Here is a 21,984-nt window from a genome sequence, read left to right on the forward strand (position 1 = left end):
TCTGTCATAGGATCTGCTATCGTAACGCTGTTCAATGTCGTATTCCCTGTATTGCGTACCGTGAACGTGTACGTGATAACATCGTCCTTGTCAGCCTTGCCGTTCGTATTGTTGTCCGTAGTAATTACAGCAGTCTTAACAAACGATAAATCCGGTTGCTGATCAGCTCCGGGAACCACCGTAGGATCGCCAGGTGTCTTGCCCGGATCTGGTGTGCCTGGATTGTTCGGATCTTCAGGTGTAGATTCCACCGGAGGAACAGTTGTTGTACCGTCAGGGCCGTTACCGTTAACCGTAGCAACGTTCTCCACAGAACCGCGATCCACGTCTGTCTGAACAACCATATACGTAGCGCTGAACGTAGCCGTAGCACCGGGAGCTAAACTAGCAACAGAAGCTGGGCTAATAGTACTCAGGTTCGTAAGAGGATCGCTAACTGAAATATCTTTAAGTTCAACATTCCCTGTGTTCTTAACCGTAAAGGTGTATGTAATCACATCATTGGCATCCGCCTTACCCACTGTACCGTTGTCCGTAGTAAGCTTAGCGCCTTTAACTAAGGTGTATGATGGTACACCTAACTCTACCAATACTTCATCAGTATTATTGGTTTGATCAGGGTCATTTTCATTCGCTGCGACCGTTGCCGTATTATTATATGTACCCGCAGCGAGCACATCAGCTGTAATTGTCATTGTATACGATTCCCCGCTTGCTAACGAAGGAATTGTCCAATTAGGTGCACTCCAGCTCCCTTCACTCACCGTTACATTGGTCACAGTATACCCATTTGGCACAACATCCGTAACGGTGACGCCCGTGGCTCTGGAAGGCCCGTTATTAGTTACGGTTATCGTAAATGTAACTTCGTCTCCCACAACTGGTCGATTATTATCCACCACTTTCTCTATTGCCAGATCTGCTGCGGCGGGTGATGGTGTAACTACACCGGCTTCATCTTGATTATTATTCGTGTCATTATCGAATACATCACTTGCAATAGTCGCTACGTTTGTATAATTCCCTGATTGTTGTATTTCAGCTGCAATAGAAAGTGTTGCAGTATTGCTACCATTAGCTGACGAAAGGTTACCAATAGTCCAAATTCCAGTAGTAGAGTTATATGCCCCCGTTGACGGAGTGGCTGAAATAAACACGTATCCATTTGGTAATTGATCGGTAACCTTCACCCCTGTCGCATCTGAAGGACCATTATTTACCGCAGTGATTGTAAAAGTCACTGGAGTACCTACTTGCCATGGACCGGTTGACACTTCCTTGGTAACTGTCAAATCAGCCACTATTGAAAGCTGACCATTAAGCTTAATATTGTTAGTTTGCGTTAAATCCACTTGTGTCGGATCTCCAGCAGCGACCGTAGTATAATCCTGATTGATTCCATCTGCCTCAAAGAAAGGATCCGCAGGGGGTATATTTATATCTGGATTGGTAGCGTTGATATCTGTATAGTCATTGGGTCTAAGGATAGTAGCCCACGTATAAATCTTTCCATTATAGGTACCCAATGCGCTCACCGCCGAAGCTTTGACTGAAATCGTTGCTTGGCAACCCGAAGGCATGTCTACTATGGCTTCAAAAATTCCGTTAGCAAACGTAGGAGTCCCAACAAGCACGGCACATGCCGAGCTAAAAGCAATATCGGCCGGGTCTAGACTAATTGCTACACCCGAAGGGACATAAAAGCGAAATGTTGCCCCACGGGTAAGTGGTCCATTTAATGGATCTGTATTGGTTTTGACGGCACTTGGCCCATTATTACGGATCACACTTGTATATTGCCATTCGTCGCCTACCGAAACCGTAGTGGCAGGAAAATTATCCGCAACAATACTTTCAACTTCCAGGTCCGATTCATTTACTACAATATTCGTGTTTATGGTCTTGGCTTCTCCGCGAATAAATGTCCAAGTATCCAATGATCTATTATTACCAAAATTGCTAGAAAATTTATGACCGTTAGCACTACTTCGAATCCCTATGCTGTTCGTTGGTGAAAGATGACTATTATTCTTTGGATTAGACGCTCCGTTCGTTTCCGTAATTCCGGAGTCATCCCAATACACTGTATCAGAGACAACTAAGTTTAAATTGCTATTATTTAAACGTTCGATAATAACGCCATCCACATTATTCTCTACGTCAAAATAAGGAAAATGTACTTCCCCGCCCTGCAAACGTACGGTTATTGTTGCCGGTACATTTCCCTCAGGTAAGGCTATCCCATTTCCATCTTTACCATCCCAAAAAATCTCATTACTTCCGCTACCAGCGATTCCCCGTATTTCACGGGTCACAAAAGCTGCTGGAATGGCATCACTTTTAATATCAACAATGAATTGGCCCTGAGCGTCTGCTGTAAAACCAATATACCCCCCTTTATTACTGATTTGTCCCAGTGTACCATCCACACCTTTGATCTGCAAATCTTCCACTTCAGGGAGTATTGGTATATTTTTCAGCCAAGTGCTCCCATTTGGAACTGCTCCGGATGCTTCAGTTGGCATGTCCGAGGCAGGAGGAGCATAAAACATCTTATAAGTAATATCGGTCTCCGTATCGGCGAGATTTGGATTATGAATACTATATCCTAACACCTCAATACTGGTTGGAGTTGAAGCGTTCACACTTTTATAAATCGATTGCTTAGTATTTTTATCTGTAACCCCATTGTTATTTACAAAAAACGTATACAATTGTCCGTTCATTCCGTTCTGATCGGTTCGGTAGATATACCCATCCTTAGTCAGCACATAGACTTTGGCATAAACCCGATAACTGGTAGAGTTTGCCGTAAAATTAAAAACACTAGTCCATACTCGACCAGAGACAAATTTATCTTCGTCAGGTTTAAAAACAGACACGTCCCATGCAGACACATGTCCTGTTGAAGTCCCTGTTGTCCAATCGCCATTCGCCAATCCAGCTTGTGAACCGTCGCTATTCCCGCCACGAAAACTCACCTGATAAATTCCCGTTGTAGGAGCTGTATAATACAAGGGAACATATTGATTAGCAACAGCAGCTGTTGCTGGTTTTGCTGGCCCCGCTAATTCTGCAGCCCGGTTCGGAATGTTCCCGGCAGCACCTATAGCTGGCGTCACGTCCACTCCTGAAGGACTGTAAAGATAAATCCGTTTTGTACCGGAAGGATCTTGCGCATTGGATGCCAAAGTAATGATTTCTCCGGCTTGCACATAGACGTAATGTATCCCAAGATTTGGATACGGAAAGCTATTGCTCGGAGCAGCATTTGAGCTACTTAACATTGCTCTGTGCCCTTGAACACCATTAGGATACAGATCTTTCGACCCATCCGCAAATGCCCACGAAAAGGAAGATAAAAAAATCAAGATTAGGCAAACCATTTTTAGCCAGCCACACCTGATAAGGTTTGGTTTTTTAAATAAATCCATAACTACTATTTGGTAATATTGTATTTGATCAACAATCTGATTTGTTCCTACGGATAGCGATATTATTTTAAGAGAATAAAACACTATCCGAGGTAAAGGAAAACAAGTTTCTTAATACATCTGATATAGCCTTATCTATTATAACAAAAACTTGCTATGTGCACACCTCGTTTTACCACTTTAAAGCTAGTCTTTCATACCGCTCTTTAGTTAGGTGCTATTGACTATCCATACTTAAAACTACTCACACACATACTCCTACCCACGGGTAGTCAACTAAGGCGCAAAAGTAGACTAACTACAATATTTTTATGTCTCATTTCGAAATCTTGTTGTCCAATTAAAAAATGAGACACATTATAAATTCTGAAAATCAACAAATTACACGTTTAAGAACACAAAAAAAATGTAGACAAGAAACTACAACATAGACTCTCAATTTTTTTTGAGACACCTTAAAAAATAAGATTTTGAGTAGAAATATTGATCTCTGATACTATTGAAGATTTACTGGCTTAGGTAATGAAATTAAAACAGGAATCTAGGGAAGGTAGAGCAAAAGGAAATATTCTAGCAAATAAAACAGGTCGCACTTCCATTACTTTTAGGAAAGTTATATACCAAAGAGGGAATCATTAGGGGATGGGGATACCGTCCCAATTATTGGATTTATGACTTAACCAGATTCTGCTCCCGATAGATCATCGGAGAACATCCCTTCTCAAGGTTAAAATTGCGATAGAAGGAAGCTCGAGAATTAAATCCGCAAGCAAAGGCGAGTTCTTCCATGCTCATATCCAATTCTACGGACAGCAGCATATCACAGGCCTTCGCAATACGCCAAGCATTTATGGTCTTTACAAATCCTTCGGAATACACCTGTGTGAAATACTGGGAAATGAGACTTTTGGGAACATTCAAATCCTGCGCCATCTGCTCTAATTTAAAACTCGCATCAAAATATTTCTCCATAGCCAAATACTCTGCTATCTTACGCTGCTGCACAGCGGATATATCCGTTGACTGTCTCGATTCTACTTCCTGAGGTAATTGAGGAACGAGCTGCACCTCACCCTCCTGTTCGGATTCCCTATCTTCTTCCCATACTGGTGAAACACGGAGCCGACCAAGCATATACCAATAGATTAAAGACACGCCGGCCAACATCGCGCCAATAACGATAACACCGGTCATTAATGGCTCCTCCTTTACCCCTCCATTATAATTTTCCCACACAAAAGGCAACATAAATGAAGTTAATATCAAAAGCACAATCATCGTGTACTTAAAAACACCGAGGTTGATATTTTCAGGTCCCTTCTTAGCTGTAAATACAAATATAGGATACAATACCCAAGAGACACACATAGCACCATAAAGAACAGTGTAATAACCTATAGTGTAGGAACTTCGGAATAGCGGAGAGGATAAAAACACGACATAACCGAGGACACCTAAGAAAAAGGGCATAAAATGAAGCCATAGTTTTCCTCGTGACAGTACTTTCCCTTCTAATATTTTATAGATCCAGAATAGAAAAGGTCCAAAAGTCAATCCAAATGGTGCAGCGGTACTCACATACTCCATTCCCGGAAAAACTTCCGTAAACAAAAACATGAAGCTTACGTCAACAAGCATCTGTACCAAAAATACCGATAAAATTCGATCTATTGTGTTGCGATCCCGAATACCAAATGATAATAGAACACCTTGCAAGGCGACAACAAAAATGGTAGCATATAGAAAAACAACAAACATATCTAGATAAGTGAAGATTGTTCCCTATATGCAGAAGGCAAAACCCCTACCCGCTCCTTAAAATAGCGATTAAATGTAGTCTTAGATGAAAAACCTGATGAATGGGCAACTGCCTCAATTTTATACTCACTACCGAATTCCATTAGAATTGCTTTCGCATGGCGTATACGATAAGTAGCCAACCACTCATAATAAGTCAAATGCAGTTGATTGTTCAAATAATGAGAAATAACGCTTTTTGCGATTCCAACGTGATTGGACAATTTATCCAAGGATAATTTTGAATCTAAAAACAAACGATCCACTTCCATAGCGCGTACCAATTCGCCTCCACAATGTGCCAATATCCCTGTATCAGCAGGTAGCATAGAATCTTCTGCAACAGGTATTGTTACGTCATCTTGCTCCACAGCATGGAAGCGAGAGTACATGTAATTGACAAGCATAAATAGACTAAAGACCATCGCCACCGCTATAGCATGAATCGGATTGATTCCCATAAACACATCGACTTGTATGTAGTGTTTTAAAAACACAGACCCTACAAAGAGAAAAATCCCCATCCCCAAAGCCATCAGTTGCTTGAGCAAAACGAATCCCTCCGTTTTACTAGGAGTACCCTTCAAACGAAATAAAATCACCACAGGATAACCTATCTGCACTATAATCATAATCGGGAGGTACCATTTAAAATACGTCCAATCAAAAGTATCTCCCAATATGAAATACCAAGTCACAAAAAAAGCAAAAGGAATATTCCCCAACAGCAGATCTCGCTTTATTACCGACTCGCTCTTATTGGAAAGATACTGGTACATCGCCCAGAATAAAGGGCCATACAGCAAAGGCATTGGGAAACTATAGTTGGAAAACAGAATACAAAAATGGTATAACTGCAGTATAGTCAATACAGAAACAAGTAATTCAAAAAAAGTCAATTTCTTCAAAAAGGAAGACAATTTCATGTAGATTTTTCTCGTTAACAAAATTTAATATAGCACTCCTGCTCACACTTACCAAAAAGCATGAAATCAAAAATCAGTTTAGATTACAACTGCAATCCACACAAAAAAATGCCCAAAAATTTTCCCCAAACATCACAACCCCTGTCAGAACAGAAATACATTGATACTAGAAAAAATCTCTTAAGTTAAGTTCAAAAAATCGTCTACTTATGTAATGACGATGTACTTTAGATAATCCCCAAAGGTATTAAAGATAGATGCGTAAACATATATTGTTTAACAATACATGTTTACGCAAATATAGAACAAAAACATTTCTATAAAAAATAAATCTTTTTTACATTCAATAAGTTACAGAAATATAACACATTGGTCTAATTCAATAAACTTTTAGCATCATTCAGATCTTCGTTCCATGTAGCTGTTCGCGTGGGCTTATCCAATCTTTCAATTGCTTTATTCAGCCTGTTCATTTTTTCCTTCTCGTTGCTGCTCTCCCACTTTTTGCGCAACACCTGTACTTTTTCATAATCCTGTATCCCCTCCAACATCCGCTCAAAACGTATCGAGCTTCTATTTTGCGGATACACAATATAGGTATCCCCTGCTGGCCATGTCCGGAAACGCGAATCCTGTAATGGGGTCTCTACCCAAGAGTTATATGCCCAATGTAACACCCCATCAAAACCAGCAGCTAATGCGTACCAAGCTAGGTAAGTCGATTCTGCTGGATCAGAAAAAGTAAACTGATTCGGGAATGAATTGCCACAGTACACATAAAATGTACTATTTAATCCGCGAGCTCTTCTATTAATTAGATCCTCTTTGGAAAAAGGATGCCCTGAGGCCAGGCTAATATCTTCACTATCTGGAAACTTCTTATAGGTCTTCTGATTGTCTGCATAAGAAACTCCTAGCTCGGGCGCAATTTTCTTTACTAATGCAAAAGCAGCCTCCATCTGTGCGGGTTCGCGCTCGTCCATAGCGATATTGGTGATTTCAAGCCAACCTTTTGCTTTAAGATGAGCGACAAAACTAGTCAAAAATGGCGCCCAAATCTCCTCAAACACCGCAGTTCCCGGCTTAGCTTCTACATCAATGAATTTTCCTGAGACCTCATCCTTATAATGAATAATATTATTCCAAGGCACAATGGAGTAACAGTTAATCATTTTCTTTACACCAAGATCCATCATCAGTGTAACCCATCTATCGAATACGGTGTAGTCATATTGCCAAGAGCCGTCTTTTTTCTTTTTCCAGATAATCATATCTGCATATGGATCCAGCGTCTGAACGTTCCAAGGGTCTTTATTCAGCGTCGCCGTAATAACCTTCTGTCCAGCATCGGCCAACCGCTTCATCACCGGCTTCAACGCCGCAAAATGCGCTTCAGACCACATGGTTAATCCCTCGGTACGGGCCACAGCAGAAGGATGTTGCCATTGATCCAGATGGAATGTCCACTGACCGACTTCAGGCAACAGTTCATCAACTACTTCCAACTCCAAAACTAAATCTTCTATTTTCCGTTCACCGGATTTTACAGTCACCGCAGCTCGGTATATGCCACTTTCACTATCTCGCGGAATATCTACAGTAACCCATACAGGACGTACTTCTTTACCTCTAATATCATATGTATCTAGATCATCCAACATATCTGGGGACAAGGAAGAGGCAAAATCCTGAGGCTTACGGTAACCGCAACCGGGACCGAACTCATCCGTCATCACATAACGCACGAATCGGGCCTGAGCTGTATTAGCTTTAATCTCGGGAAGTTTTGCTGCCCGAAAGTCACCTATTTCTACAGAGACACTATTTATAGCCGAAGTCGACCATAACAACAATTGTGCGGAGACTCGCTCTCCCTTCCAACCTTTGACCAATGCTTTTTTTTGTGTAAGCACCTGAGGCGCAACAGATCGCGGGTAGCGCTTATCAATTGAGACAAATGAACTATTGAGGCCCCGTTTCACAACTGACCAATCGGACAAGGTATCTGCAGTTGGATCTGTCATCTCTATAAACGGGCGTCCTTTTGCTATTGTCTGGGCTTGTACGGCTTCACCTTGCGTCCATAGCACGAGACTTGCTATTCCAATTTTTACTAAAGTCTTCAAGATATTTATGTTTTGGTATCTAGTTATAAAAATCCAGTTCGGCTATACTTAGCGAATTGCCGCCGCCTGTAATTTCGGCTGATTCAATACGAATATAACGGGTATTCACCTTATTTTCAAATAGATGTTTTCTTTTTGAAGGATTATCGATTAGATTTCCAAATTCAAAGCTATCGATATCTCTCCAAGTACGTCCATCCGTACTTATTTTAAGCATCCCTTTGGCCATCATTCCCTCTCTATGCTTTCTCTGCGGAGTGTAGGCAAATACCGAAACGTCATAAGCTGCTCCCAAATCTATTTCGATAAATTGTACGGCACCTGTCGGCTGAGAATGCCAAAGGGAGTTTGGATTTCCATCTATAGCTTTAGCAGAAGACATTTTCTCCCGTTCACTACTACTAGCCAATATGTTCCACCCAATCTTCGGTATTGCCAGAGTCTCGTCAACAACTGCGCCTCGCTGCCCATCAGGGGCGATGGCAACAGCCTTAATAGATTTTGCACGGGGTTGAAACGCACCATTGTACACCAACGAATTCACAGTCGGCATAGCTCCATCTAGTGTATAATATATACGATACTCCGATTTCAAATTCTATAGAATATCTTCCCCAAAATTGTTTAAGCTATTGTATTTTGCTAAAATACAGCATCCCCCCCTTTCATATAGTACGCGATTTTACCTTATCATTTCATTTTATTATCATAAACTGGTAATTTACCATAAAGAAATGGTTACTTTTAAGAGAAACTACGTGATATGCAGCAACCACTAGAGACTATATTCCAAAATCAAAAAGCTAATTACAAAGCTGTGGGAGCACCATCTGCCGATATCCGTATACAGCAGTTGAAGCGACTCAAAGATTGTATTCAAAAGTATGAGCTTTTAATATTTCAGGCGTTGGCTGATGATCTTGGCAAGAGTAAATTTGAAGCTGCAGTCACAGAGGTTTATTTTATCTATTCAGAAATCGATTTCGCCATCAAGCATCTCCGACAATGGGTGCTCCCTAAGCGAGCAAAATCAACCCTTTCAAGCTTATTTGCAAAACACAGGATAACCTACCAACCTAAAGGGATCTGTCTCATTATAGCCCCTTGGAACTATCCATTTCAATTGACTATGGGGCCTTTAATATCGGCTCTATCTGCGGGTAATAGGGTGATGATCAAACCTTCTGAATACAGCATCCATACCTCCAATATTATTCTCAAGATCCTAACGACTGCATTCGATCCATCTTCAGTTTACTGTGCATTAGGAAACCAAGATATATCCACAGCCCTTCTTGAACTTCCTTTTGATCATATATTTTTTACAGGGAGTACCCAGGTAGGACAAATCGTCATGCGGGCGGCAGCAAAACATCTGAGCTCAGTCACGCTCGAACTTGGTGGCAAATCCCCCGTATTAATAGGCCAAGATACCGATTTACAAAAGGCAGCCGAAAAAATAGCATGGGGCAAGCTCCTTAATGCAGGGCAGACCTGCATTGCACCGGATTATATCTTGATCCAAAAGGATCAAGAAGCCCAATTTATCCATTATTTTCAAACTGCAGTAGCACATTTCATATACAGTCCATCTGGCGCTATGAATAGGGACAGTTATGCCAAGATCATCACTCCAAAACACCTTTCTCGCTTACATCAGCTCATAGACGATGCCTGTACACAGGGAGCACGTATCGCGTGGAAGGGGGCTGGAGATTCAGCAGACACCTTTGCCCCCACACTCCTACAAAATGTACCACCGGAAAGCCGAATCATGCAAGAGGAGATATTCGGCCCGATATTACCCATAATCACCTACGACACACTGGAAGAGGCAATAAAATTCATTCAAGATAGACCGAAACCATTGGCATTGTATCTATTTTCCAATAGTATAAAAATGACAGATCATGTCCTTAAAAACGTGAGTTCTGGAGGAGCCTGTGTCAATGATGTAATTCTCCATGTATCTAATCCACACCTCCCTTTTGGCGGAGTCAACCAAAGTGGCACAGGAAGTTCGCACGGTTATTTTGGCTTTAAAACATTCTCTCACGAGCGCGCTGTTATGTACCAATCGAATTTTGCGTTCTCCAAACTTATCTACCCTCCGTATAGTGACAAGAGTAGTTTATTAAAATGGTTAAAGCGCTTGATGTAATATCACTATTTCGGATCTTTCCGCATCCACCGAATCAACCTTGGTTCTATTTTGTAACTTATTAGATAGGCTAGTCCCACCATGCATAGCGTCACGATAGATACCAGTACATATTTATTCACATAGGGATAAAGCTTATTAAATGTAATAAATCCTATATGTTGATGCAACAGATACAATGGATAAGTCAACATTCCGAGTTTCACCCATCGCTGGCTATTGATAAAATGCATCTTTTTTAGAGCTACAAAGGTCATCAAGGCATAGAATCCAATGATTGCTCCTCCGATGACATAGGAAGAAAACTCCTCATGAAAAGTACGTTGCAGCCAGTTGATCCGGCCTATTGATGTATAGACAGATAAAAAAAGACAGTAGGCCAGTAAAATGAAGTAAGTAACTTTCGGGCCAACAGCATAAATTCGATAAAATAGTATTCCTGCAATAAAATAGGAGCTCCAATCTAAAATAAAAAAATGATGTAACGCGGTATAAATTGGTGTCCCCCCTATGATAAACCGTAAACTGGATAAGAGTAACCAAACAATGATCAAATAGTCGAGACTGATTTTTTTAATATAATTCACCATCAAAAAAATCGCGATCAAAAGGTAAAATTTCATTTCTACATACAACGACCAATAGGCACCGTCCACATGTCCCACATCGAATAATGTCTGTATCATTGTCATATTGACCAAAAATTTTTCTCCTGTAACCGAGTACCTAGGAGCTCCGAAATAATAGGTGATTACAGCCGTTGCACAGAGACACAACCAATACACCGGATAAAGACGTTCAAAACGAGATTGTAAAAACCGAGGTAAGGAAAGGTGTTTTATTGAAAAAGCAATCACAAATCCACTAATTATAAAGAACATATCTACCCCTAGGTATCCATATTTAAAATAGGAGCCGATCTCATCAAAACGCAAAAGCGACATATTGCCAGCTTTGAATCCCCGGTACAAAAAGTGATAACATAGAACTGCCATAGCGGCAATAAACCGGAAAAGATCAATCTGATAAACCCTTGTGGATGACATCATAGCGCGCAAAGGTAGTCAAACTTTGGAAACAAAATTTTATCTTAATCTGTCTCTAGAACAGATTATTGCCACAAACTCATTACAGACTATCTTTTCCTACTCTAAAATCAAACTTTGGCATGGTATTGGATTAGTACTTAGTATTCATAATTTAGGTTAATAATTGGTTAGTTAAAACGCCTGTGGCTCCCCGCCTCAGGCGTTTTTTAGTATTATTCTTTTAACTTTGCTTTTGTTAAAAAAAGCAAGGAATTTTAATGCGTAAATCAAATTCAGGCAAATTAGTTATTATCAGTGTATTCTCTGTCGCTACAGTTTTGATGGCATTCTACTATTTTTTAACAAGTAATGACTCGCAGATTAATATCCAAGCACCTGCACACTTCGGAGTTCCCGTAGACAAAGGTTCAGTTACCGTACAAGGTGCAAGCCTTGGCAGAATGCTCTTTAATGATCCTCTACTCTCAAAACACCAGAAAATATCCTGTGCTTCTTGTCATCAGCAAACTGCCTCATACGCCGATCAAGGCAAGAGGCTTAGTATTGGTGACAGAGGGCTACCTACCCATCGGAATGCTCCTGCACTAGTCAATATGATATGGAAAAACTATTTCTTTGCAGATGGACGTGCTAATCGGCTAGAAGAAACGATTCTCAATGCGATAAATGATACGTTAGAACTGAACAGTAATATAGATCTAATAGTCCAACGCGTAGCACAACATCCGATCTACAGTAAAAAAATCAAAGCGCTATTTCAGACTCAAGACATCAAAGGTGAACAGGTGATCGACGCACTAGCACAATACCTGCGCACATTAAACTCATCAGACAGCAAATATGACCGTATGCTTCTGGGCGAAGTTCTATTTACAGATATGGAAAAAAAAGGGCAGCTGATATTTGAAGGTCAGTGCGCTTCCTGCCACATCCCTCCGTTCTTTCATAGCAACGTACCAACATACGACGCACAACATAGAAAAATCCTTAGTCCGTCTTTACGTAATATTCATTATTCTGCACCTTATATGCACGATGGACGCTTTGACAATCTCGATAGCTTACTACGATATCACCCTCTTGAGTTTTCAAAAAACCCTGAGCAGAAAAATCTAAGTAAGATAGAAATAGAGTCTATCCATTCTTTCTTAAAAACACTTACGGACAAACAGTTTTTGAACCCAAACTCCTATTAGCATCAGTTTACCAACACCATGAAATTACCTTTAATAGCCATTTTATCATTTGCCCTATATGCGTGCACTTCACGACAGCCCTTAGACCCCGATCTGCTCCATCAAGAGATATCAGAGCTAAACGACAAAAACAGTTATGAAGCATCTCTAGTAAAGTTGGACAATATCATTCACGACGAAGAGTCCTCCGATTACGAAATATACAATGCGTACCTACAAAAGGCATTAACCTATAAAAGAGTATTCAATTACCCTGAAGTACTTGCCAACCTTGATCAGGCTTATCAATACGGTAAGAATACTAAACAACGTGCAGCAACAGAAATACGCGTACTCGTAGAGAAGGCACTTATTTTTTTTGATTCGCAGGACTATAACGCACTTGACACTTATCTCAACAAAATAAAAGGCAAAAACCTAGACTTATTAAACGCCGAAAGCCGTGCTTTTTATCTAAACATCCTTGCTGTATTGGAAATACGGGTCGGTAATTTTCAAGTTGCAGATTCAATCCTATCCGAAGGCATTCATATCCTAAGGAAACAGAGTCCTAAACACCTGCCACTTGTCTACTCTAAGCTAATAGGCTTAAGCGATCACCTGAAAGATAGACCAAAAGCCGAAGAAGCTTTTAAACAGGGAATGCATTATGCGGAGAAGTATAATATGAACCTCTACAAGATCAGCTTGCTCTATGCAATGAGCAACTTTTGCAGTGTCATTGAAGATTACAAAGCAGCATCTATGTATGAAAAACAGGGCATTGCCATATCCAGTCAATATAACGCGCCATTTGAAAATGGCAAATTGACTGTATTAGAAAAAGAGCTCCTTTCTACCCGAAAAAATCTCGAAATCCAGTACAATAATAAAACACGTATTATATTAATTTTACTGTCGATCATTTTTTTAGTGCTCATCGCGGTGCTATATAGACTGATCAAGGTCAGCAAACAACGGAATGTGCTGTTAGAAAATGAAAACCACATGATGCGCAAAGAGTTGGAAAAACTGACCAGTGAAACAAACGATAAAGGAGAGGCAAAACTAGAGTTGGAAAAATACAACCTGACGGTACGGCAAGAAGAAATTATAGCTTTACTAAAACAAGGAAAAACCAACAAGGAAATTGGAAATGAATTATTCATCTCTGAAAACACCGTAAAATACCATTTGAAGGCGATCTATAATATCCTCGACATCGGTAGCCGTACAGATTTACTCCATCATCAAGAATAAAACATAAAAACAAACAAGTTGATTATATTTTTTTGGCACGATATTAGTAACTACCTAAGTATTCATAATTTAGGTTAATAATTGGTTAGTTAAAAACGCCTGAAGCTCCCCGCTTCAGGCGTTTTTTTATTACCTAACTACACTATTGCTTTTCTATTCTTCATTGCCTAAGTTTGTTATAGTCCTACAAAACATAAAAGTGATGCAGATAACCTACGTAATATTAAATGGAGTACAGATTCCTGAACATGAAGCTCAATTGTCCATCAATGATCTCGCTATAGTCCGGGGTTACGGGATATTTGATTATTTCAAAACGGTCCAAGGCACGCCACTATTTTTAGAAGACAATTTAGATCGCTTTTACAACTCAGCCCGTCTCATGGACTTACCGGTTAATTATAGCCGTACTGAGATCAAAAGCATGATCGAGCAACTGATGCTAGCTAATAACATGCCCGATTCGGGCATCAAGATATTACTGACAGGAGGCTATAGCCCAGATGGATATAGTATCGCTGAGCCGAATTTGATTATTAGCCAGCATCCGATCACAAGAGATGATCTAGCCGAAAATAAGGGCATTAAATTGCTTCCTTTCGAGTATCACCGTCCTTTTAGTCAGGTCAAATCCATCGACTATGTCATGGGGATCCAAGCATTAAAAAAAGCAAAAGAGGCAGGTGCCAATGATGTCGTATACGTACAAAACGGTCTACTTTCAGAATGTCCTCGTGCCAACTTTTTCTTAGTAAGTGATGACGGTACCCTGCTCACGGCCGGAGATGACGTGTTACAAGGTATAACACGGATGAAGATTTTAGAAGTAGCGAAAGAACATTTTAAAATAGAGGTCCGCGATATCAGTCTCGAAGATCTAAAAAACGCCAGCGAAGCTTTTATCAGTTCAACCACCAAGAACATAACGCCAGTTACCGAAGTACTAGGCCATAAAGAATTTGGAGCTGGTGCCGGTACGGTAACCAAGCAGCTACAGGTTTTACTCAATCAGCTCATGTACGAGCTTGAAACCAGCGAATAAATAAAAAATCCGCAATATACCTCTCCAGAAGGAGAGGATATTACGGACAAACAAAAGAGAAATATTAGAACTTATTAGAGCCGTTGCCCTGCAACACATAATTGAATGTATAATGCTGTTTTGGCCATTTTTCACCTCGCGTGGGGATATCTGCAAAGTCAGCAATTGTCACACTAGGATTCCCTTTATAGTAACTGACCATTTCTAACTTTACATAATTTCCTTTACTTGTCCTGACCAGAATAAGCACACCAGGCTTCATCAATATGGCATGCTGAGGTGTATTATATAGCGTATTGACGTAGTAGGTATTATTGCCCGTAATCCCCGAAGTACTATACCCCTCAGTAGGTGCTGTGTGATAGGATGATAATAATCCCTCAACCAATTGACCAACGGCCCCATTGCCAAAACCTATCGTTGTACCCGTTATTTTAATATCCCAATCGGTAGCACTCTCTTCCGTTTCCTTGTTTCGCTCCAGACTGAAATACACACCACCTTTGTCCAATCCATTAAGATCCTTAACGGCAACTACTTCCTGCTTCTTTTCCTCTTCTTCAGGACCGGTATTATCCTTACTACAACTGCCAACCAGTAGCCCCAATGAAATCGCAAACAGACTGACCTGCTGCAAAAATCGATTTTTAACCATTTTTCTGTGTTTTTAAATATGAATGTATTAGTTAATTATACGATAAGATATACCTGCGAAGAGCAAGCGTCCGGGCATAGTCGCTATTCCTGTACGTTTGATATCGCTAAGATTTTCGGCCGAAAGCGTACATCTTAGAAGGTCTTTATACAGTGATTTGACAATAGAAGCATTCACTATCGAATAGCCAGACGCATATTCTTCATCTAGATTCAAGATACCATTGCCATCGATATCCCTTACACCAAAGCGGCTACGATAGGCCCATCGCAGGGTAAATACCAGCCCCGGCTTTGGGCAGCTATAAGTCAAACTCATATTGCTGCTGTACCGGGACCGGTTAAAGAGCCCACCGTATTCGTGAGGCTTGACCAATCGACTCGCCCCTGTCTCTACATCACGGGTGTAATATCCCTTTCCTGCAGCTATGGCATTCTGCACTGTGGTATTTGCCGTACGTAGATACTGTCCGCCGAGTTGGACTCGCAGGTCTCGCCATGTATAAGAGATGGTGGACTCTATGCCTTTGATAATAACATGATCCTGATTCGAATACGTATACACCGACTTACCGTTTTTTTGGGTGGCCAGAGCGAAAGTCTCGATCAGGTTGGAAACTTCATTGTAGAAAAAAGTACTTCCTATGCTCAGATTTGCTAAGGGCTTTACCTGCAAACTTCCTTGATAATTCCAGGATCGTTCTGCATCCAGCGCTTTGATATTCGACGGGTCAGACAGCACTTCGGCAATTTCACCTGCCTCTATAAGTTTACTCAACTTATAGGCTGCATCTTCCGCACCAAATACACTATACCCTTGCGTAGGGTTAGTCCAGTTGAGATACAGCTCTCTAAAATCAGGCGCCTTATACGCACTCCCTACGGAGCCGTTGATCGTCAACCATGACCACAACTTATATTTTCCGGCTACTTTGGGACTAAATTGTGAAGCGTAAACACTATGCGTATCGAAGCGCCCGCCCGCGATGACGCTAAATCGGTCAGAAAACTTAACATCCGCCTGTAGGTAAACAAATCCAGCTCTGAATTCCTTTTTATCGTCATAGCGATTTGCCTTTAGCCATTCATCCGTCCCCCCTGCTCCTCCTGTCAGATCAATCCTATCATTCACTTTAAAATCATGCTGCAGCTCTGCCCTGGAAAACTTCTGATCAAAAAAATCATGGTTATACAAACTTCCATCCTCCACGACATGAATACGGGTATCAGTTTTATAAAAAGATTGATTGCCCCTTAAAAAAGACTTATGTCGATCTGAAAAACGATATTCAACCCGAGGCGTAACAACCAAATCCCTTCTCAGAAATCTGGAAGAAACCATTTCCTGTGTTACTGCTGTATTTGTTTTATACTGATCCTCAGCGTGCTCATCATTATACTTTAGCCCGAGCTGGACATCCAGTTTAGGTGTAACCTGATGGTTCACTTTGATACTTCCCGTATAACCATAAAACGGAGCTACCGTCTTTCCCACCGCATCACCTGCATAACCATAACCACTATTACTGAATCTATTAAAAGCAGTATAGACACCGGTTTTGGGTCCAGCAACGCTACCTTCCAGACCAATATCAAGGGCATGATGTGTACCGTAACGTACCGATGCTCCCATCTGTTTGCCCAAAGACGGTTTTTTGGTTATAATATTTATAACTCCCGCCATTGCTTCAGAGCCGTACAACGAGGAGGATGGACCTTTCATGATTTCGATACGCTCTACATTGGTCATCGTGATACGCGAAAGCTCCAGTGTACCCGAGCTCCGTCCTATAACGGGTTCGCCATCGATCAATACCAACGTGTACTTGGCATCGAATCCCTGTAGTTGAACTCCCGTACCATGATTCTCAGCCAGCACCATGCCCGTCTGTTCAGCGAGAACCTCATTAAGCCGTACCATTCCCTTCTGTTTGATCTCTTCTTTACCAATCACCGTGATGGGAAGAGGAATATCTGCTATATTTTTTTCGGTACGTGTTGCCGTTACGACAACTTCATTCAGCGTTACCGCCTCACGGAATAATCTAAACACAGGACACTGCTTCTCTTCAAAGCTTGCCGAATATTGCTGCCTTACATAGCCGATCTTACTGACTTCCAGACTATGCTCTCCTGCCTCCGAATCAAAATAAAACTCGCCTTTATCATCGGTCTTTTCTGTCCGTTTCACATGAATCAAGTAAATTGTAGCACCGGATACCGGTTCCCCTCTCTCATCGATAATCTGCCCTTTCAATCTCCTGTCTAGCTGGGCGTAGCACGTTCTTCCTCCAAAAAAAAGAGCACAGTGCACCAACAAAATAGCTGCTATTTTGCAATTAATAAATTTCATCCTATATATTGTGCTTTAATTAAATACCTTGATAGTGCTATCTAAACTTACGTTGATACCAGATCAGCGCACCACTGATTACTAAAAAAACTGAAAATAAGGTAACGATGAAGGCTATAATTCGACCGAACATCCCCCAAATTTGCCCAGAATGAATATTATAGTTCATTCCTTTTATTTTGTCCCCAACGCTGCGCCGATCGGAATACACCCCTTCCAGCAATTTCCCATCGCTAGGATTAAAATAAAGAATCTCCCTACGCCCTAACTTATCTTCATATTTTGCGATAAACATGAACACCTTGCTCGACTTCCCAGGAAAGAAAATGTTGACTTCTCGGACATCCGGAAACTGTCCCATCGTATAGTGCAGTGATTTCTCGATAATCTCCTCCTCTTGTGCACTTGCAATAGCCTTTGGTAAATGACGGGTAGCCTGTTCGGATCCTGTAAGCCAGTACACCCCTTGTTCAAACCAGCTAAAAGACATCATCAGACCACTCAAGCAGATGAACAGCAGAAAAAAAGACGTATAAAAACCACCGTTCTTATGCCATTGAAAATTCAGCATTTTCCAATTCCCCCGATAGGACAGACGAAACACCCTCCGCCAAGTAGTACGGACAGAAGGCCACCATAACCAAAGTCCAGAAATAATCAAAGGAATGCAGGCCAAGGTAGCCCAACCTACAATCTGTCCACCGACCTTCCCTAGGCCCAATTGTGTATGTAGAGACCAGGCCATCAAAAAAGGATCTTTTTTTGTATCCGTCTTTCCAAGAACCTCTCCAGAGTAAGGATTAATATAAAGTAAATGCTGTCCGTACATATATACTTTGACCGAGCGATCGACTTGTTGATTGACCACAATCTCACGCACCTTAGTCTCCGAATGGTATTGTTCCGCAATCTGCGAAATACGATCTATTGACAACCTCGTAGCATAGGCAGGTACATTGACATACAATAGATCCGGGTATAAAGCAGCTCTAATCTCCCGTTGAAAAGTGTATACACAACCACTTATGGCCACAATAATGATGACAATACCGACCAATAATCCGATTATTCCGTGTATCTCCCGCCATATTTTCTTCTGTCTATTCATAATGACAGCAAAACTAATAATAATTATTAGAATAGACTAACATTAAAATAAAACAAACAAATAAAATAATTAGCCAACACTAATTATGAATCAAAAAAAAAACCGTTTGAACTATTCAAACGGCTGTATTACAGCTTTCATACTGTAATTAAATTATCTATCACTATTACTTTATTTCAGATTGGACTTTCTGCCAGGCACCTCCATTGACCACACCACTATATCCAGCTTTTTCCAATATCCCCTTAGCTTGTGCACTCCGCATTCCGCTTCGGCAGAATACTACTATTCGCTTCTTCGCATCAAACCTAGTAAGCTGATCTGTTATCAATCCCAAAGGAATATTGACCGCCCCAACTACAGTACCTGATGCAAACTCATCAGGACTACGTGCATCAACTAAAAAAACATCTCCTTTCAAAATTTCCTTTAGTGTTTCCTGTTCTCCCTTCCCTAATATCTTTTTTATAAAATCCATCATCTTTATATTACTAAAATTATATTTACTATATTCATCTGTGACACCATAAAGATATACAGTTAGCATATTGCCTCAAGTAACATTAGTTACAATTTGACGTAATGTTGCCCCTACTAACGTATATTTGCTTCAAATCTAAAACAGTCATCCATTTTTATGAAGAACACACAAAGAGCTTTTCTCCTCGGACTATTATCCGCATTATTTTTTGCCGTAACCTTCGTGGTCAATAGACTCATGTCTGTAGAAGGGGGCAGTTGGATATGGAGTGCCTCCTTACGTTTTTACTGGATGTTGCCTTTTTTTCTGATTATTGTCATACTCCGCAATAACCTAACGCCTCTCCTTAGCGCCATAAAACAGAAGCCCCTACCTTGGTTATTATGGAGTACAATTGGATTTGGGGTTTTCTATGCCCCTCTGACCTATGCCGCAGCATTCAGCCCATCCTGGCTCGTTGCCAGCACCTGGCAGATTACCATTATAGCAGGAATGATACTTGCTCCCTTTATCAACAAGAACCATCAATCTTCCAATTCAAAAAGTACCTATACTTTTTCCGCAATCATACTTCTGGGCATAGCGATCATGCAGATCCAAGCTCTCGGATCTGTAGATCTGTCCAATCTCCTATCTGGCTTTTTATGGGTACTCGTAGCCGCATTTGCGTATCCTTTGGGTAACCGAAAAATGATGCAGCTAACAGGTGGCACATTAGATGTCTATCAACGCATACTAGGCATGATCCTTTGTAGCATCCCCTTTTGGATTGGTTTAAATCTCTACAGTTACTCTTCAGGACATCCCTCACCTTCAGATAATCAACTCCTACAAACCTTAATTGTAGCCGTATTCTCGGGTGTTATTGCTACTGTTCTTTTCTTCACCGCTACCGATATGGTTCGCAAAGATGAAAAAGGATTGGCCAAAGTAGAGGCAACACAGTCGGCTGAAGTCGTATTTGCTGTAATCGGCGAAATTGTCATCTTACAAAGTCCCCTTCCTGACAGCTGTGCCCTGATAGGAATGCTACTGGTCATTATTGGTATGTCTTTACACAGTTTAAAAAAGTAAGTTTCTAAATACAATAACAATTTGGAGTTCAAACATAATCTTTCGAAATTCGTACCGGCTGGATTTACAGCCATTAAGCTATGAAAACGTATCCAACATTCCTGAAAACAGCATTTTCCAAAGCACTGATGGTTTCACTACTCTCATCGGCTACGATCTGTAGTTATGCGCAGCATGCAGCAGACTCCATCGAGATGAGAATCAGGCCCTATGCTGGACTACGAGGACATGCTGCCATATACGACGGTAAGATGGACATCCAGGAAAATGCCTCACGTATAGGCACCGAAGTAGCAATGAAAAAAGGAAAGCTTGGATTCGTCGCAGCAGCAGAACTCCAGGTCAATCTCTTACGTGGAGGATCTAGTTTTAATGCAGATGGTAGTTTATCTGGAGGTTTTCTAACCATACAGTCAGGACAGAATCAACAGGTTTTTGGCAATAGGCTCGGCTATTTAGGCGTAGAGTTTGAACGTCTTGGCCGACTTACTTTTGGTAAACAATGGAGCGTATACCGTGATGTCACAGCTTACACCGATCGTTTTAATGTTTTTGGTTCCAAAGGTTCAGCTACTTTTATAGGAGGTACAGATGGGGGATCCAATGGAACCGGCCGTGCCGATCAGTCTATTATCTATCGTAATCAGATCGGACGCTTCTATTTAGGTGGGCAGCTACAAGCCCGCGGTGCCAATAACCACCGCTTTGTTGATGGCTTTGGTGCCTCAGCTCAGATGCAGGTTATTCCAGAACTACGGATAGGAGCAGCATTCAACAAAGCTTTCCTCAGCGACAATCTAATCAATGACGGCAAAATACTAGGCCTTTCTGACCAACCTATCTATATTACTTTAGGAGCTGATTTTAAGGGCAAAAAAATAGATTTCAGTGCAGTAGCCATATTACAAAAAAATGGAGATTTCACACAAGGACGCTACACAGACCCCTTAGGACAAGATATCACTCCTACCGTAGTATTCGATGCCAAAGGCCTTGAACTATTCACTAAATACAAACTGGACAAACTATCCTTACTGGCCGGTTATAACTTATACCTCCCATCTTTTCAACCCGGAAAAAACAGCAATATTCCTACTCCTATTGATAAGAGGTTCCAAAGAAACGACCTGATCCTGGGTATATCCTATCAACCGATACGGTTTGTACAGTTCTATAGCGAACAACGAATTTCTAATGGTAGAACTGTACTTGGAGCAAAAGAAAGCACCGTCTTCACCATGGGTATGAAAATAGATTTATCGGGTAGTTTCTCGAAGATCATGGCCTTGTAAATCCCTAATTAGCTGTCTATATTTTTATTATCTTTATGTTACATTTTACAAG

The 21,984-nt window shown here is 41.0% G+C and carries 16 protein-coding genes; 6 read left to right on the forward strand and 10 right to left on the reverse strand.

From position 1 onward, the window contains the following. The 5 genes from CLV99_RS13855 to CLV99_RS13875 form a co-directional block, all read right to left on the reverse strand. Positions 1-3,371 (reverse strand): DUF7507 domain-containing protein (locus tag CLV99_RS13855; protein WP_162850111.1); only part of this gene is annotated, 3,371 nt, incomplete at its 3' end. 732 nt (positions 3,372-4,103) lie between these two features. Next, complete coding sequence (locus CLV99_RS13860) at positions 4,104-5,192, reverse strand: helix-turn-helix domain-containing protein (RefSeq protein WP_133585120.1); 1,089 nt, start codon at positions 5,190-5,192, stop codon at positions 4,104-4,106. Between the two features lie 2 nt (positions 5,193-5,194). Continuing rightward, positions 5,195-6,178 (reverse strand): helix-turn-helix domain-containing protein, encoded by a 984-nt coding sequence (locus CLV99_RS13865; RefSeq protein ID WP_133585121.1) that lies wholly within the window; start codon positions 6,176-6,178, stop codon positions 5,195-5,197. A 353-nt stretch (positions 6,179-6,531) separates the two neighbouring features. Continuing rightward, positions 6,532-8,283: a DUF4091 domain-containing protein gene (locus CLV99_RS13870; RefSeq protein WP_246032773.1), complete on the reverse strand. Its 1,752-nt coding sequence runs from the start codon at positions 8,281-8,283 to the stop codon at positions 6,532-6,534. Positions 8,284-8,302: 19 nt separating this feature from the next. Beyond that, positions 8,303-8,878 (reverse strand): discoidin domain-containing protein, encoded by a 576-nt coding sequence (locus CLV99_RS13875; RefSeq protein WP_133585122.1) that lies wholly within the window; start codon positions 8,876-8,878, stop codon positions 8,303-8,305. A 168-nt stretch (positions 8,879-9,046) separates the two neighbouring features. On the opposite strand from CLV99_RS13875, the gene CLV99_RS13880 reads away from it, so the two are divergent. Continuing rightward, positions 9,047-10,444 (forward strand): aldehyde dehydrogenase family protein, encoded by a 1,398-nt coding sequence (locus CLV99_RS13880; RefSeq protein ID WP_133585123.1) that lies wholly within the window; start codon positions 9,047-9,049, stop codon positions 10,442-10,444. A 5-nt stretch (positions 10,445-10,449) separates the two neighbouring features. On the opposite strand, the gene CLV99_RS13885 is transcribed toward CLV99_RS13880, so the two are convergent. Then, on the reverse strand, positions 10,450-11,493 hold the full coding sequence (locus CLV99_RS13885; RefSeq protein WP_133585124.1) for an acyltransferase family protein: 1,044 nt from the start codon (positions 11,491-11,493) through the stop codon (positions 10,450-10,452). A 257-nt stretch (positions 11,494-11,750) separates the two neighbouring features. Between CLV99_RS13885 and CLV99_RS13890 the strand changes: the two genes are divergently transcribed. The 3 genes from CLV99_RS13890 (at position 11,751) to CLV99_RS13900 (ending at position 14,970) form a co-directional block, all read left to right on the forward strand. Further along, positions 11,751-12,689 (forward strand): cytochrome-c peroxidase, encoded by a 939-nt coding sequence (locus tag CLV99_RS13890; protein ID WP_133585125.1) that lies wholly within the window; start codon positions 11,751-11,753, stop codon positions 12,687-12,689. Between the two features lie 18 nt (positions 12,690-12,707). Further along, a complete protein-coding gene (locus CLV99_RS13895) occupies positions 12,708-13,928 on the forward strand; it encodes a helix-turn-helix domain-containing protein (protein ID WP_133585126.1) in 1,221 nt (406 codons plus the stop codon). A gap of 202 nt (positions 13,929-14,130) precedes the next feature. After that, positions 14,131-14,970, forward strand: a complete 840-nt coding sequence (locus tag CLV99_RS13900) for an aminotransferase class IV (protein ID WP_133585127.1) — start codon at positions 14,131-14,133, stop codon at positions 14,968-14,970. A gap of 64 nt (positions 14,971-15,034) precedes the next feature. On the opposite strand, the gene CLV99_RS13905 is transcribed toward CLV99_RS13900, so the two are convergent. The 4 genes from CLV99_RS13905 to CLV99_RS13920 all read right to left on the reverse strand — a co-directional run bounded on the left by CLV99_RS13905 (position 15,035) and on the right by CLV99_RS13920 (position 19,566). Then, complete coding sequence (locus tag CLV99_RS13905; protein ID WP_133585128.1) at positions 15,035-15,625, reverse strand: HmuY family protein; 591 nt, start codon at positions 15,623-15,625, stop codon at positions 15,035-15,037. A 27-nt stretch (positions 15,626-15,652) separates the two neighbouring features. Continuing rightward, positions 15,653-17,977, reverse strand: coding sequence for a TonB-dependent receptor (locus CLV99_RS13910; protein WP_133585129.1), 2,325 nt, complete (start codon positions 17,975-17,977; stop codon positions 15,653-15,655). Between the two features lie 37 nt (positions 17,978-18,014). Further along, positions 18,015-19,085 carry a PepSY-associated TM helix domain-containing protein gene (locus tag CLV99_RS13915; protein WP_133585130.1) on the reverse strand — a complete coding sequence of 357 codons (1,071 nt, stop codon included), beginning with the start codon at positions 19,083-19,085 and terminating at the stop codon, positions 18,015-18,017. Positions 19,086-19,251: 166 nt separating this feature from the next. Beyond that, complete coding sequence (locus tag CLV99_RS13920) at positions 19,252-19,566, reverse strand: rhodanese-like domain-containing protein (RefSeq protein ID WP_133585542.1); 315 nt, start codon at positions 19,564-19,566, stop codon at positions 19,252-19,254. 156 nt (positions 19,567-19,722) lie between these two features. Here CLV99_RS13920 and CLV99_RS13925 point away from each other — a divergent pair, with 156 nt between their 5' ends. Beyond that, positions 19,723-20,640 (forward strand): DMT family transporter, encoded by a 918-nt coding sequence (locus CLV99_RS13925; protein ID WP_133585131.1) that lies wholly within the window; start codon positions 19,723-19,725, stop codon positions 20,638-20,640. An 80-nt stretch (positions 20,641-20,720) separates the two neighbouring features. Continuing rightward, a complete protein-coding gene (locus tag CLV99_RS13930) occupies positions 20,721-21,932 on the forward strand; it encodes a porin (protein WP_211348541.1) in 1,212 nt (403 codons plus the stop codon). Positions 21,933-21,984: the final 52 nt, after the last annotated feature.

Origin of the sequence: Sphingobacterium yanglingense (assembly GCF_004363245.1) — a bacterium.
GTDB classification, from domain to species: domain Bacteria; phylum Bacteroidota; class Bacteroidia; order Sphingobacteriales; family Sphingobacteriaceae; genus Sphingobacterium; species Sphingobacterium yanglingense.

Coding starts and splice junctions, on each gene's coding strand:
- CLV99_RS13885 (WP_133585124.1), bottom strand. CDS start 11,493: ATGATGTCATCCACAAGGGTTTATCAGATTGATCTTTTCCGGTTTATT.
- CLV99_RS13915 (WP_133585130.1), bottom strand. CDS start 19,085: ATGAATAGACAGAAGAAAATATGGCGGGAGATACACGGAATAATCGGA.
- CLV99_RS13890 (WP_133585125.1), top strand. CDS start 11,751: ATGCGTAAATCAAATTCAGGCAAATTAGTTATTATCAGTGTATTCTCT.
- CLV99_RS13910 (WP_133585129.1), bottom strand. CDS start 17,977: ATGAAATTTATTAATTGCAAAATAGCAGCTATTTTGTTGGTGCACTGT.
- CLV99_RS13895 (WP_133585126.1), top strand. CDS start 12,708: ATGAAATTACCTTTAATAGCCATTTTATCATTTGCCCTATATGCGTGC.
- CLV99_RS13920 (WP_133585542.1), bottom strand. CDS start 19,566: ATGATGGATTTTATAAAAAAGATATTAGGGAAGGGAGAACAGGAAACA.
- CLV99_RS13900 (WP_133585127.1), top strand. CDS start 14,131: ATGCAGATAACCTACGTAATATTAAATGGAGTACAGATTCCTGAACAT.
- CLV99_RS13925 (WP_133585131.1), top strand. CDS start 19,723: ATGAAGAACACACAAAGAGCTTTTCTCCTCGGACTATTATCCGCATTA.
- CLV99_RS13860 (WP_133585120.1), bottom strand. CDS start 5,192: ATGTTTGTTGTTTTTCTATATGCTACCATTTTTGTTGTCGCCTTGCAA.
- CLV99_RS13930 (WP_211348541.1), top strand. CDS start 20,721: ATGAAAACGTATCCAACATTCCTGAAAACAGCATTTTCCAAAGCACTG.
- CLV99_RS13905 (WP_133585128.1), bottom strand. CDS start 15,625: ATGGTTAAAAATCGATTTTTGCAGCAGGTCAGTCTGTTTGCGATTTCA.
- CLV99_RS13880 (WP_133585123.1), top strand. CDS start 9,047: ATGCAGCAACCACTAGAGACTATATTCCAAAATCAAAAAGCTAATTAC.